Here is a 13186-nt window from a genome sequence, read left to right as displayed (position 1 = left end):
TGCAATATATTGAATTTGCATGATTTTGTAGGTCGGATAAGGCGTTCACGCCGCATCCGGCAGGAACAAAGCGCACATTGCCAAAAATCGGAGTCTGATGAGTCCGGCTTTAAGGAATATCTATGAAACTCTCACGTATCAGCGCCATCAACTGGAACAAGATATCTGACGATAAAGATCTGGAGGTGTGGAATCGCCTGACCAGCAATTTCTGGCTCCCGGAAAAGGTGCCACTATCGAACGATATTCCTGCATGGCAGACATTAAGTGTCGTAGAACAACAACTGACGATGCGCGTTTTTACTGGCCTGACACTGCTCGACACGCTGCAAAATGTTATCGGCGCGCCTTCGCTGATGCCCGATGCGCTCACGCCTCATGAAGAGGCGGTATTATCGAATATCAGCTTTATGGAAGCGGTTCATGCCCGCTCTTACAGTTCGATTTTCTCGACGTTGTGCCAGACCAAAGATGTCGATGCCGCCTACGCCTGGAGTGAAGAAAACGCACCGTTGCAGCGAAAAGCGCAGATTATTCAGCAACATTATCGAGGCGATAATCCGCTGAAAAAGAAAATCGCCAGTGTCTTTCTTGAATCATTTTTGTTCTATTCTGGCTTCTGGCTGCCGATGTATTTTTCCAGTCGCGGAAAGCTGACCAATACCGCAGACCTGATCCGTCTGATTATCCGTGATGAAGCGGTCCACGGTTACTACATCGGCTATAAATATCAGAAAAGCCTGGAAAAGATCTCCCAGGCACAACGTGAAGAGTTGAAGAATTTCGCCTTCGATTTGTTGCTGGAACTCTACGACAACGAGTTGCAATACACCGATGAGCTGTACGCCGAAACCCCGTGGGCTGACGATGTGAAAGCGTTTCTCTGTTACAACGCCAATAAGGCGTTGATGAATCTGGGCTACGAACCGTTATTTCCCGCAGAAATGGCAGAAGTGAATCCGGCAATCCTCGCCGCGCTTTCGCCGAATGCCGATGAAAATCACGATTTCTTTTCCGGTTCAGGCTCCTCTTATGTGATGGGGAAAGCGGTTGAAACAGAAGATGAAGACTGGAATTTCTGACAGAGTTATTTTTCAAAAATATCACTACCCGCAGCAGGGAAATAATTCCCGCCAAATATACTCGTCATACTTCAAGTTGCATGTGCTGCGTCTGCGTTCGTTCACCCCAGTCACTTAATTATGTAAGCTCATGGGGATTCACTCGCTTGTCGCCTTCCTGCAACTCGAATTATTTAGAGTATAGCTTTATATCACGCAAATAATTTGTGGTGATCTACACTGACTCTCTGTTGCATTATTCGCCTGAAACTACAATATTCAGGCGTTTTTTCACTATCTATAACAAAAAATATCAACTTTTCTCGATTTGCTCTCAGCCCTTATATCACGGGAAATTCCGGCAATTTGCTCGTATCAATATTCATGCCACATTTGTCATCAGGGGTTGCCTCAGATTCTCAGTATGTTAGGGTAGAAAAAAGTGACTATTTCCATTGGGTAATATATCGACATAAACAAATAACAGGAATCTTTCTATTGCATGGCAATTAAATTAGAAATTAAAAATCTTTATAAAATATTTGGCGAGCATCCACAGCGAGCTTTCAAATATATCGAACAAGGACTTTCAAAAGAACAAATTCTGGAAAAAACTGGGCTATCGCTTGGCGTAAAAGACGCCAGTCTGGCCATTGAAGAAGGCGAGATATTTGTCATCATGGGATTATCCGGCTCGGGTAAATCCACAATGGTACGCCTTCTCAATCGCCTGATTGAACCCACCCGCGGGCAAGTGCTGATTGATGGTGTGGATATTGCCAAAATATCCGACACCGAACTCCGTGAGGTGCGCAGAAAAAAGATTGCGATGGTCTTCCAGTCCTTTGCCTTAATGCCGCATATGACCGTGCTGGACAATACTGCGTTCGGTATGGAATTGGCCGGAATTAATGCCGAAGAACGCCGGGAAAAAGCCATTGATGCACTGCGTCAGGTCGGGCTGGAAAATTATGCCCACAGCTACCCGGACGAACTCTCTGGCGGGATGCGTCAACGTGTGGGATTAGCCCGCGCATTAGCGATTAATCCGGATATATTATTAATGGACGAAGCCTTCTCGGCGCTCGATCCATTAATTCGCACCGAGATGCAGGATGAGCTGGTAAAATTACAGGCGAAACATCAGCGTACCATTGTCTTTATTTCCCACGATCTCGATGAAGCCATGCGTATTGGCGACCGAATTGCCATTATGCAAAATGGTGAAGTGGTACAGGTCGGCACACCGGATGAAATTCTCAATAATCCAGCGAATGATTATGTCCGCACCTTCTTCCGTGGCGTCGATATTAGTCAAGTATTCAGTGCGAAAGATATTGCCCGCCGCAGCCCTAATGGCTTAATTCGTAAAACCCCTGGCTTCGGCCCGCGTTCGGCACTGAAATTATTGCAGGATGAAGATCGCGAATATGGCTACGTTATCGAACGCGGTAATAAGTTTGTCGGCGCAGTGTCTATCGATTCGCTTAAGGCCGCATTAACGCAGCAGCAAGGTCTTGATGCAGCACTGATTGATGCGCCGTTAGCGGTCGATGCGCAAACGCCTCTTAGCGAGTTGCTCTCTCATGTCGGACAGGCGCCCTGTGCGGTGCCCGTGGTCGACGAGGACCAACAGTATGTCGGCATCATTTCGAAAGGAATGCTGCTGCGCGCTTTAGATCGTGAGGGGGTAAATAATGGCTGATCAAAATAATCCGTGGGATACCACACCAGCGGCGGACAGTGCCGCACAATCCGCAGATGCCTGGGGTACACCGGCTGCTACACCGACTGACGGTGGTGGCGCCGACTGGCTGACCAGCACGCCTGCGCCAAACGCCGAGCATTTTAATATTCTCGATCCGTTCCATAAGACGCTGATCCCACTCGACAGTTGGGTCACTGAAGGGATCGACTGGGTCGTTACCCATTTCCGTCCCGTCTTCCAGGGCGTGCGCGTTCCGGTCGATTATATCCTCAACGGTTTCCAGCAACTGCTGCTGGGTATGCCCGCGCCGGTGGCGATTATCGTATTCGCTCTCATCGCCTGGCAAATTTCCGGTGTCGGAATGGGCGTCGCGACGCTGGTTTCGCTGATTGCCATCGGCGCAATCGGTGCCTGGTCGCAGGCCATGGTTACCCTGGCGCTGGTGTTAACCGCCCTGCTGTTCTGTATCGTCATCGGTTTGCCGTTGGGGATCTGGCTGGCAAGAAGTCCGCGAGCGGCGAAAATTATTCGCCCACTGCTTGATGCCATGCAGACCACGCCGGCGTTTGTTTATCTGGTGCCAATCGTCATGCTGTTTGGTATCGGTAACGTGCCGGGCGTGGTGGTGACGATCATCTTTGCGCTGCCGCCGATTATCCGTCTGACTATTCTGGGGATTAACCAGGTTCCGGCGGATCTGATTGAAGCCTCGCGCTCATTCGGTGCCAGCCCGCGCCAGATGCTGTTCAAAGTTCAGTTACCGCTGGCGATGCCGACCATTATGGCGGGCGTTAACCAGACGCTGATGCTGGCCCTTTCTATGGTGGTCATTGCCTCGATGATTGCCGTCGGCGGGCTGGGTCAGATGGTACTTCGCGGTATCGGTCGTCTGGATATGGGGCTTGCCACCGTAGGCGGTGTCGGGATTGTGATCCTCGCCATTATCCTCGATCGCCTGACTCAGGCCGTTGGGCGTGACTCACGCAGTCGCGGCAACCGTCGCTGGTACACCACTGGCCCTGTCGGTCTGCTGACCCGTCCATTCATTAAGTAACTCTGCACTTGCCCGGTGACGCCGGGCATATCACCCTGCCAAAAAAAGGAATAACAATGCGACATAGCGTACTTTTTGCGACAGCGTTTGCCACGCTTATCTCTACACAAACTTTTGCTGCCGATCTGCCGGGCAAAGGCATTACTGTTAATCCAGTTCAGAGCACCATCACTGAAGAAACCTTCCAGACGCTGCTGGTGAGTCGTGCGCTGGAGAAATTAGGTTATACCGTCAATAAACCCAGCGAAGTGGATTACAACGTTGGCTACACCTCGCTTGCTTCCGGCGATGCAACCTTCACCGCCGTGAACTGGACGCCGCTGCATGACAACATGTACGAAGCTGCCGGTGGCGATAAGAAATTTTATCGCGAAGGGGTATTTGTTAACGGCGCGGCGCAGGGTTACCTGATCGATAAGAAAACTGCCGACCAGTACAAAATCACCAACATCGCGCAACTGAAAGATCCGAAGATCGCTAAACTGTTCGATACCAACGGCGATGGCAAAGCGGATTTAACCGGCTGTAATCCTGGCTGGGGCTGCGAAGGAGCCATCAACCACCAGCTTGCTGCGTATGAACTGACCAACACCGTGACGCATAATCAGGGGAACTATGCGGCGATGATGGCCGACACCATCAGTCGCTACAAAGAGGGCAAACCGGTGTTTTACTACACCTGGACGCCGTACTGGGTGAGTAACGAACTGAAGCCGGGGAAAGATGTGGTCTGGTTGCAGGTGCCGTTCTCCGCACTGCCGGGCGATAAAAATGCCGATACCAAACTGCCGAATGGCGCGAATTACGGCTTCCCGGTCAGCACCATGCATATCGTTGCCAACAAAGCCTGGGCCGAGAAAAATCCGGCGGCAGCCAAACTGTTTGCCATTATGCAGTTGCCAGTGGCAGATATTAACGCCCAGAACGCCATTATGCATGACGGCAAAGCCTCAGAAGGCGATATTCAGGGCCACGTTGATGGCTGGATCAAAGCCCACCAGCAGCAGTTCGATGGCTGGGTGAAGGAGGCGCTGGCAGCGCAGAAGTAAATATTGATAACCGCGCAGATAATGCTCATGTGAGTAAAACAATTGCAGCGATGGTTTTAATCCGGCTGAAAATCGATGAGACGTTTTCTGAAGGCCGGGGCGATGCGCGGCGAGGGCGCGTCTTACAGGGATGTTACCTCGCGCCCGTACCCGATAGCCGTAAGAAATAAGTCGAATGTACCGCGTAGCGGCGATTTTGTGCCAAAAGCCTGGGTCGCCAGGGTGGTGGCGACTGAGCCACCCTGGCACGTTCACCAGCAAAATAGTGACAAAGTAGCTATAGTCTGGAAGTGAACGTAACATTTGCCTTAGTGACATATTTCACCTTCAAATACCCTCTCCCCATTACCCGCACATTTCAACAATCTATCTTTCATCCCATATTCATCAACATCCGCTATTATTGATTTCCAGCTTAATCATCACCTGATGAATAAAAATAATGACTAAACCCAATCATGAGCTTAGCCCGGCACTGATCGTGCTAATGTCGATCGCCACTGGTCTGGCGGTCGCCAGCAATTATTACGCACAGCCATTGCTCGACACCATCGCGCGTAACTTTTCCCTTTCCGCCAGTTCGGCAGGCTTTATTGTTACAGCCGCGCAGTTGGGCTATGCCGCAGGTCTGCTGTTTCTTGTTCCATTGGGTGATATGTTTGAACGCCGCCGCCTGATTGTCACCATGACCTTACTGGCAGCCGGTGGCATGTTAATCACTGCCAGCAGTCAGTCGCTGGCGATGATGATCCTCGGTACAGCATTAACGGGTTTATTCTCGGTCGTAGCTCAAATTCTGGTTCCACTGGCGGCGACGCTGGCTTCACCGGACAAACGCGGCAAGGTGGTTGGCACCATTATGAGTGGCCTGCTACTGGGGATTTTGCTGGCGCGTACCGTTGCCGGGCTGCTGGCGAATCTCGGCGGCTGGCGCACCGTCTTTTGGGTCGCATCGGTGTTAATGGCACTGATGGCACTGGCGTTATGGCGCGGCCTGCCACAAATGAAATCTGAAACCCACCTCAACTACCCACAGTTGCTTGGTTCCGTTTTCAGCATGTTTATCAGCGATAAGATCCTGCGCACCCGCGCGTTGCTGGGCTGCCTGACCTTTGCTAACTTCAGCATTCTCTGGACATCAATGGCTTTTTTGCTCGCCGCGCCGCCTTTTAATTACAGCGATGGCGTAATTGGTCTGTTTGGACTTGCAGGAGCTGCCGGGGCGTTGGGCGCTCGCCCGGCGGGCGGTTTTGCCGATAAGGGCAAATCGCATCTCACAACAACGTTTGGTCTGCTGCTGTTGTTACTTTCATGGTTGGCGATCTGGTTTGGCCACGCTTCCGTACTGGTGCTAATTATCGGCATTCTGATACTGGATCTCACCGTGCAGGGCGTGCATATCACCAATCAAACCGTGATTTATCGTATTCATCCTGATGCACGTAATCGCCTGACCGCAGGTTACATGACCAGCTACTTTATTGGCGGTGCCGCCGGTTCGCTAATTTCAGCCTCAGCCTGGCAACATGGCGGTTGGGCTGGCGTTTGTCTGGCTGGCGCGACGATTGCCCTGGTTAACGCACTGGTCTGGTGGCGAGGTTTTCATCGTCAGGAAGTCGCAAATTAAGCAATCAGCAACCGTTTTCGTGGCTTTACACTTATAAGGGTGTTAAGAATCCCATCAGTCTGATAAGGTTAGGATATTCATCCAGACTATTAATAATATTAACAATCGTTAAGCGTACACTCTATGGTAAGCCCTACTCCACTGCCTGCTTCTGGTTCGGCGACCTTCATGGAAGGCTGCAAAGACAGTTTACCGATTGTTATTAGTTATATTCCGGTGGCCTTTGCATTTGGTCTGAATGCGACCCGTCTGGGATTCTCTCCCCTGGAAAGCGTTTTTTTCTCCTGCATTATTTATGCAGGAGCGAGCCAGTTTGTCATCACCGCAATGCTGGCAGCTGGTAGTAGCTTGTGGGTAGCCGCATTGACCGTTATGGCAATGGATGTTCGCCATGTACTGTATGGTCCATCGTTGCGTAGCCGCATTGTTCAACGCCTGCAAAAATCGAAAACCGCACTGTGGGCGTTTGGCCTGACGGACGAAGTTTTTGCCGCAGCAACGGCAAAACTGGTACGTAACAATCGCCGCTGGAGCGAAAACTGGATGATCGGCATTGCCTTCAGTTCATGGTCATCGTGGGTATTTGGTACGGTAATAGGGGCATTTTCGGGCAGCGGTTTGCTGCAAGGTTATCCAGCCGTCGAAGCAGCATTAGGCTTTATGCTGCCGGCACTCTTTATGAGTTTTCTGCTCGCCTCTTTCCAGCGCAAACAATCCCTTTGCGTTACCGCAGCGTTAGTTGGTGCCCTTGCTGGCGTAACGCTATTTTCTATTCCCGTCGCCATTCTGGCAGGCATTGTCTTTGGCTGCCTCACTGCGTTAATCCAGTCATTCTGGCAAGGAGCACCTGATGAGCTATGAGGTTCTGCTGCTTGGATTACTGGTTGGCGCGGCGAATTACTGCTTCCGCTATTTACCCCTACGCCTGAGAGTGGGCAATGCCCGCCCAACCAAGCGTGGCGCAGTGGGTATTTTGCTCGACACCATTGGCATCGCCTCGATTTGCGCTCTGCTGGTTGTCTCTACCGCACCAGAAGTGATACACGATTCACGCCGTTTCGTACCCACGCTGGTCGGTTTTGCGGTACTGGGAGCCAGTTTCTATAAAACACGCAGCATCATTATTCCCACTTTATTGAGTGCGCTGGCCTACGGGCTGACGTGGAAAGTGATGACGTTTCTATAGACCACAAGAATCATTTTTCTAAAACAATACATTTACTTTATTTGTCACTGTCGTTACTATATCGGCTGAAATTAATGAGGTCATACCCAAATGGATAGTTCGTTTACGCCCATTGAACAAATGCTAAAATTTCGCGCCAGCCGCCACGAAGATTTTCCTTATCAGGAGATCCTTCTGACCCGTCTTTGTATGCATATGCAAAGCAAGCTGCTGGAGAACCGCAATAAAATGCTGAAGGCTCAGGGGATTAACGAGACGTTGTTTATGGCGTTGATTACGCTGGAGTCTCAGGAAAACCACAGTATTCAGCCTTCTGAATTGAGCTGTGCTCTTGGATCATCCCGTACCAATGCGACGCGTATTGCCGATGAGCTGGAAAAACGTGGCTGGATCGAACGTCGTGAAAGCGATAACGATCGCCGCTGCCTGCATCTGCAATTAACGGAAAAAGGTCACGAGTTTTTGCGCGAGGTTTTACCGCCGCAGCATAACTGCCTGCATCAACTCTGGTCCGCGCTCAGCACAACAGAAAAAGATCAGCTCGAGCAAATCACCCGCAAATTGCTCTCCCGTCTCGATCAGATGGAACAAGACGGTGCTGTTCTCGAAGCGATGAGCTAACGCGTCATCTCGCTCAAAAATCCAGACTTATAAAAGAAAAACTGACCGGCCAGCATCGCAACGTGCTGGCCTTTTTGGCAAGCAGGTCGGCTCAGCCGATGAGTTAAGAAGATCGTGGAGAATACTATGAGCGCAAATGCGGAGACACAAACCCCGCAGCAACCGGTAAAGAAGAGCGGCAAACGTAAGCGTCTGCTCCTCCTTCTCACCTTGCTCTTTATTATTATTGCCGTAGCGATAGGGATTTATTGGTTTTTGGTACTGCGTCATTTCGAAGAAACGGATGACGCATACGTGGCAGGAAATCAGATTCAAATTATGTCTCAGGTGTCAGGCAGTGTGACGAAAGTCTGGGCCGATAACACCGATTTTGTAAAAGAAGGCGATGTGCTGGTCACTCTCGACCCGACGGATGCTCGCCAGGCGTTTGAAAAAGCCAAAACTGCGCTGGCTTCCAGCGTACGTCAAACCCACCAGCTGATGATTAACAGCAAACAGTTGCAGGCAAATATTGAGGTGCAGAAAATCGCCCTCGCCAAAGCTCAGAGTGACTACAACCGTCGCGTGCCGCTGGGCAATGCCAACCTGATTGGCCGAGAAGAGCTGCAACACGCCCGCGACGCCGTCACCAGCGCCCAGGCGCAGCTGGATGTCGCCATTCAACAATACAATGCCAATCAGGCGATGATTTTGGGTACTAAACTTGAAGATCAGCCTGCCGTGCAACAGGCTGCCACTGAAGTGCGTAATGCCTGGCTGGCGCTGGAGCGTACCCGTATTGTCAGCCCGATGACTGGTTATGTCTCCCGTCGCGCAGTACAGCCTGGTGCACAAATTAGCCCAACCACGCCGCTGATGGCGGTCGTTCCAGCCACGAATATGTGGGTGGATGCTAACTTTAAAGAGACGCAGATTGCCAATATGCGCATCGGTCAGCCGGTTACCATCACCACCGATATTTACGGCGATGATGTGAAATACACCGGTAAAGTGGTTGGTCTGGATATGGGTACGGGTAGCGCGTTCTCGCTGCTTCCGGCGCAAAACGCCACCGGTAACTGGATCAAAGTCGTTCAGCGTCTGCCTGTTCGTATCGAACTGGACCAGAAACAGTTGGAACAATACCCGCTGCGTATCGGTTTATCCACGCTGGTGAGCGTCAATACCACTAACCGTGACGGCCAGGTACTGGCAAACAAAGTACGCTCCACACCGGTCGCGGTAAGCACCGCGCGTGAAATCAGCCTGGCACCTGTCAATAAACTGATCGACGACATCGTAAAAGCTAACGCTGGCTAATCCAGAGGTGCGTGTGATGCAACAGCAAAAACCGCTGGAAGGCGCGCAACTGGTCATTATGACGATTGCGCTGTCGCTGGCGACATTCATGCAGGTGCTGGACTCCACCATTGCTAACGTGGCGATCCCCACTATCGCCGGGAACCTGGGTTCATCACTCAGTCAGGGAACGTGGGTAATCACCTCCTTCGGGGTGGCGAATGCCATCTCGATCCCTCTTACCGGCTGGCTGGCAAAGCGCTTCGGGGAAGTGAAACTGTTCCTCTGGTCGACCATCGCCTTCGCCATTGCTTCGTGGGCATGTGGTGTCTCCAGCAGTCTGAATATGCTGATCTTCTTCCGCGTGATTCAGGGGATTGTCGCCGGGCCATTGATCCCGCTTTCGCAAAGTCTGTTACTGAATAACTACCCACCGGCCAAACGTTCTATCGCGCTGGCGTTGTGGTCGATGACGGTGATTGTCGCGCCAATTTGCGGCCCAATCCTCGGCGGTTATATCAGTGATAATTACCACTGGGGCTGGATATTCTTCATCAACGTGCCGATTGGCGTGGCGGTGGTGTTGATGACACTACAAACCCTGCGCGGACGCGAAACCCGCACCGAACGGCGGCGGATTGATGCCGTGGGGCTGGCACTGCTGGTGATTGGTATCGGCAGCCTACAGATTATGCTCGACCGGGGTAAAGAGCTGGACTGGTTCTCATCACAGGAAATTATCATCCTTACCGTGGTGGCGGTGGTGGCTATCTGCTTCCTGATTGTCTGGGAGCTAACGGATGATAACCCGATAGTCGATCTGTCGTTGTTTAAGTCGCGCAACTTCACCATCGGCTGCTTATGTATCAGCCTCGCGTATATGCTCTACTTCGGCGCTATTGTTCTGCTGCCGCAGTTGTTGCAGGAAGTCTACGGCTACACGGCAACATGGGCAGGGCTGGCCTCTGCGCCGGTAGGGATTATTCCGGTGATCCTGTCGCCGATTATCGGTCGATTTGCGCATAAACTGGATATGCGGCGGCTGGTGACGTTCAGCTTTATTATGTATGCCGTCTGCTTCTACTGGCGTGCCTATACCTTTGAACCGGGTATGGATTTTGGCGCGTCGGCCTGGCCGCAGTTTATCCAGGGCTTCGCAGTGGCCTGCTTCTTTATGCCGCTGACCACCATTACGCTGTCTGGTCTGCCACCGGAACGACTGGCGGCGGCGTCGAGCCTCTCCAACTTTACGCGAACGCTGGCGGGGTCTATCGGTACGTCCATAACGACGACGATGTGGACTAACCGCGAGTCGATGCACCATGCTCAGTTGACCGAATCGGTGAACCCGTATAACCCGAACGCCCAGGCGATGTACAGTCAACTGGAAGGTCTGGGGATGACGCAACAGCAGGCATCGGGCTGGATTGCTCAGCAGATCACCAATCAGGGGCTGATTATTTCCGCCAATGAGATCTTCTGGATGTCAGCCGGGATATTCCTCGTCCTGCTGGGGCTGGTGTGGTTTGCTAAACCGCCATTTGGCGCAGGTGGCGGCGGAGGCGGTGCGCACTAAGGTTGTTCAAGGGAGCTGCGGCTCCCTTTTTTATATGCTCATTCTGTAAACGGTTGTTTAATCAACGCCAAATGATGCCATTATTGAGAGTTGCTTAATAAACAGTTCTGCAATCAAAAAAATAGACAATGTATTTATATTCTTCTTAAGAATCGTGTGTTTTATCTCATATTTTTATGCGTTTTATCGATACACAGAAATCACATTTATATTATTTTTTTGATAAAAATCCTGGTGTTTACCCCCTTCTAAGAAGATGTGCAAACAATAAACACGCAATTAATTCGTCATTTTTATTAAATTCAAAATAATATCTACATCATATATCTTAATGATTTTCCTCACTTTTCTTTTTATCATTTTTTACCACTTAAGATATTTAAAGATTTTTGCTACAGAAAACTATGCAACTTATTTTTTAGCACAACACCTAAACCATCAAAATAAATTAATATTAAATTAACCATAAATTAAACTGATTTATAAACATTGGTTTCACGCACTACTCTTCATTTGAAGAAACAGCAACCTGTTTCAAAGACATTAAAATCTAATTTTCTTACGTAGTTACTGTGAGTTCATTATTTATCTAAAAATAAATCATAAGGATGAGAAGGAACTTTATGAACATCAAAAAGCATCCCTTGTCAACGCTGGCAATAGCTATTTCGACCGTGTTATCAATGCCCGTTTCACTGGCATGGACACCACCCACGACCATCAACAGCGATGTTACCATCAACAACAATGATGTTGTAACGCTATCCTCATCCGAAAATAATTCATCAGCCTGGGATCAATTTCGTTATCTTAATGTTGGAGCAACAAGTGAAGGAACGTTAAATATAGACGGGCGTGATCTGACCACCTCCAAAATCACAATCGGTAATGCAACTTCAGGGATAATGAAATTAGAAAACAATGCTCATCTGACGATTAATAAGGCATCGTCTTATGAACGCAATGTTTATTTAGGTATCAATGGTGGTTCAGGAACCTTAATGGTGCTTAGCGGCAGTACTATCACCGATTTAAATGAATTCAGAATCGGTGAATATGATTACCAGGCACAAGGGAAAGTCATTATTGACGGTGCGGGTTCTTCCGTTTCTGCAACGTATGTGATGGTCGGCGATCAGGGAACAGGTAAACTCGAAATCACGCATGGCGGTCGTCTTACAGCATCAAAGGATGTGCTCATTGGTTTTACTGGAAGTTCAGCTGATTTTCACGGGACTGGATACGGTGAAACGCTGGTTGATGGCGATAATTCTTCATTAACAGTGAATGAATATATCAACCTCGGGGGATTGAGTTCATTGCAGAACGAGGCCAAGGGGATACTTACCGTTAGTAATAATGCCACGGTCAGTGCTAATCAATTTATCTGGCTTGGGATAGCAGAAACCAGCACCGGTATTCTAAACATTGGTGGAGCGCAGGGAGAAGCAGAACAGAAAGCGGGGATCATCAAGACGCCGATTATCCATATGGGAAGCAATGTCGGGAATAGTACTGCCCAAATTAATTTTAACCACTCCAGCGAAGATTTTATCCTGGCTGCAGATATAGTTGGCAAAGGCGAAGTTAACCAGGAAGGTTCCGGAGTCACGACGTTGACTGGCGCAAATACCTACTCTGGCCAAACAAATATTAATAAAGGCACCTTGCGCGCCGGTATCAACGATACCTTCAGCCCAAACTCCGATTATGTTGTCGACAGTGAAGGGAATATCGATTTAGACGGTTTTTCACAAACCTTAAATACACTGGATTTGGCGGGTACAGCAACACTGTCTTCCTCAAAAAATGGCGACAAATTCACGCCTGCCACACTCACCATTAATGGCAATTACACTGCTAATAATGGTTTGTTAGTTATGCGTACCGAACTCGGCGATGATAATTCCGCGACTGATAAACTCATCGTAAAAGGGGATACTTCCGGTAGTACCCGCGTCATGGTCAACAATGCGGGCGGTCTGGGCGCGGATACTCTGGAAGGAATAAAAATTGTCGAGGTTGA

Annotated in this window: 12 protein-coding genes; all 12 read left to right on the top strand. The window is 49.8% G+C overall.

What is annotated here, in order from left to right:
• The first annotated feature begins 122 nt into the window (after positions 1-122).
• Positions 123-1082 (top strand): class 1b ribonucleoside-diphosphate reductase subunit beta, encoded by a 960-nt coding sequence (gene nrdF, locus D9738_RS09415; RefSeq protein ID WP_130260067.1) that lies wholly within the window; start codon positions 123-125, stop codon positions 1080-1082.
• Positions 1083-1563: 481 nt separating this feature from the next.
• Positions 1564-2766 carry a glycine betaine/L-proline ABC transporter ATP-binding protein ProV gene (gene proV / locus D9738_RS09405; protein ID WP_130260066.1) on the top strand — a complete coding sequence of 401 codons (1203 nt, stop codon included), beginning with the start codon at positions 1564-1566 and terminating at the stop codon, positions 2764-2766.
• Entirely contained in the window at positions 2759-3823 is a 1065-nt protein-coding gene (gene proW / locus D9738_RS09400) for a glycine betaine/L-proline ABC transporter permease ProW (RefSeq protein ID WP_130208067.1), read from the top strand. The genes proV and proW overlap by 8 nt, the downstream gene beginning before the upstream one ends.
• A 56-nt stretch (positions 3824-3879) precedes the next feature.
• Positions 3880-4872, top strand: coding sequence for a glycine betaine/L-proline ABC transporter substrate-binding protein ProX (gene proX, locus D9738_RS09395; RefSeq protein WP_069913916.1), 993 nt, complete (start codon positions 3880-3882; stop codon positions 4870-4872).
• Positions 4873-4947: 75 nt separating this feature from the next.
• Positions 4948-5166: a hypothetical protein gene (locus D9738_RS24735; protein ID WP_165383328.1), complete on the top strand. Its 219-nt coding sequence runs from the start codon at positions 4948-4950 to the stop codon at positions 5164-5166.
• 148 nt (positions 5167-5314) lie between these two features.
• Complete coding sequence (locus D9738_RS09390) at positions 5315-6499, top strand: MFS transporter (RefSeq protein ID WP_130260065.1); 1185 nt, start codon at positions 5315-5317, stop codon at positions 6497-6499.
• 123 nt (positions 6500-6622) lie between these two features.
• On the top strand, positions 6623-7360 hold the full coding sequence (ygaZ, locus tag D9738_RS09385) for an L-valine exporter subunit YgaZ (protein WP_130210896.1): 738 nt from the start codon (positions 6623-6625) through the stop codon (positions 7358-7360).
• Positions 7350-7685, top strand: coding sequence for an L-valine transporter subunit YgaH (gene ygaH, locus D9738_RS09380; RefSeq protein ID WP_130210894.1), 336 nt, complete (start codon positions 7350-7352; stop codon positions 7683-7685). Before ygaZ ends, ygaH begins: the two co-directional genes overlap by 11 nt.
• Before the next feature lie 90 nt (positions 7686-7775).
• Positions 7776-8306 (top strand): multidrug efflux transporter EmrAB transcriptional repressor EmrR, encoded by a 531-nt coding sequence (gene emrR / locus D9738_RS09375; RefSeq protein WP_000378441.1) that lies wholly within the window; start codon positions 7776-7778, stop codon positions 8304-8306.
• A gap of 126 nt (positions 8307-8432) precedes the next feature.
• Complete coding sequence (gene emrA / locus D9738_RS09370; RefSeq protein ID WP_001295175.1) at positions 8433-9605, top strand: multidrug efflux MFS transporter periplasmic adaptor subunit EmrA; 1173 nt, start codon at positions 8433-8435, stop codon at positions 9603-9605.
• 16 nt (positions 9606-9621) lie between these two features.
• Complete coding sequence (gene emrB, locus D9738_RS09365; protein WP_130217219.1) at positions 9622-11160, top strand: multidrug efflux MFS transporter permease subunit EmrB; 1539 nt, start codon at positions 9622-9624, stop codon at positions 11158-11160.
• A gap of 623 nt (positions 11161-11783) precedes the next feature.
• A partial coding sequence (locus D9738_RS09360) for an autotransporter outer membrane beta-barrel domain-containing protein (RefSeq protein WP_130260064.1) occupies positions 11784-13186 on the top strand: 1403 nt, incomplete at its 3' end.

It is taken from the genome of Escherichia sp. E10V5, from assembly GCF_004212315.1.
Classification (GTDB): Bacteria; Pseudomonadota; Gammaproteobacteria; order Enterobacterales; family Enterobacteriaceae; genus Escherichia.
The sequence above is the reverse complement of the archived record's forward strand: the minus strand, read 5'-3'. Positions and strand labels throughout refer to the sequence as shown.

Excerpts from the sequence above, each read along its gene's own strand:
- emrB (WP_130217219.1), top strand. The coding sequence starts at position 9,622 with ATGCAACAGCAAAAACCGCTGGAAGGCGCGCAACTGGTCATTATGACG.
- proW (WP_130208067.1), top strand. The coding sequence starts at position 2,759 with ATGGCTGATCAAAATAATCCGTGGGATACCACACCAGCGGCGGACAGT.
- proV (WP_130260066.1), top strand. The coding sequence starts at position 1,564 with ATGGCAATTAAATTAGAAATTAAAAATCTTTATAAAATATTTGGCGAG.
- D9738_RS09390 (WP_130260065.1), top strand. The coding sequence starts at position 5,315 with ATGACTAAACCCAATCATGAGCTTAGCCCGGCACTGATCGTGCTAATG.
- emrA (WP_001295175.1), top strand. The coding sequence starts at position 8,433 with ATGAGCGCAAATGCGGAGACACAAACCCCGCAGCAACCGGTAAAGAAG.
- ygaH (WP_130210894.1), top strand. The coding sequence starts at position 7,350 with ATGAGCTATGAGGTTCTGCTGCTTGGATTACTGGTTGGCGCGGCGAAT.
- proX (WP_069913916.1), top strand. The coding sequence starts at position 3,880 with ATGCGACATAGCGTACTTTTTGCGACAGCGTTTGCCACGCTTATCTCT.
- emrR (WP_000378441.1), top strand. The coding sequence starts at position 7,776 with ATGGATAGTTCGTTTACGCCCATTGAACAAATGCTAAAATTTCGCGCC.
- nrdF (WP_130260067.1), top strand. The coding sequence starts at position 123 with ATGAAACTCTCACGTATCAGCGCCATCAACTGGAACAAGATATCTGAC.
- D9738_RS24735 (WP_165383328.1), top strand. The coding sequence starts at position 4,948 with ATGAGACGTTTTCTGAAGGCCGGGGCGATGCGCGGCGAGGGCGCGTCT.
- ygaZ (WP_130210896.1), top strand. The coding sequence starts at position 6,623 with ATGGTAAGCCCTACTCCACTGCCTGCTTCTGGTTCGGCGACCTTCATG.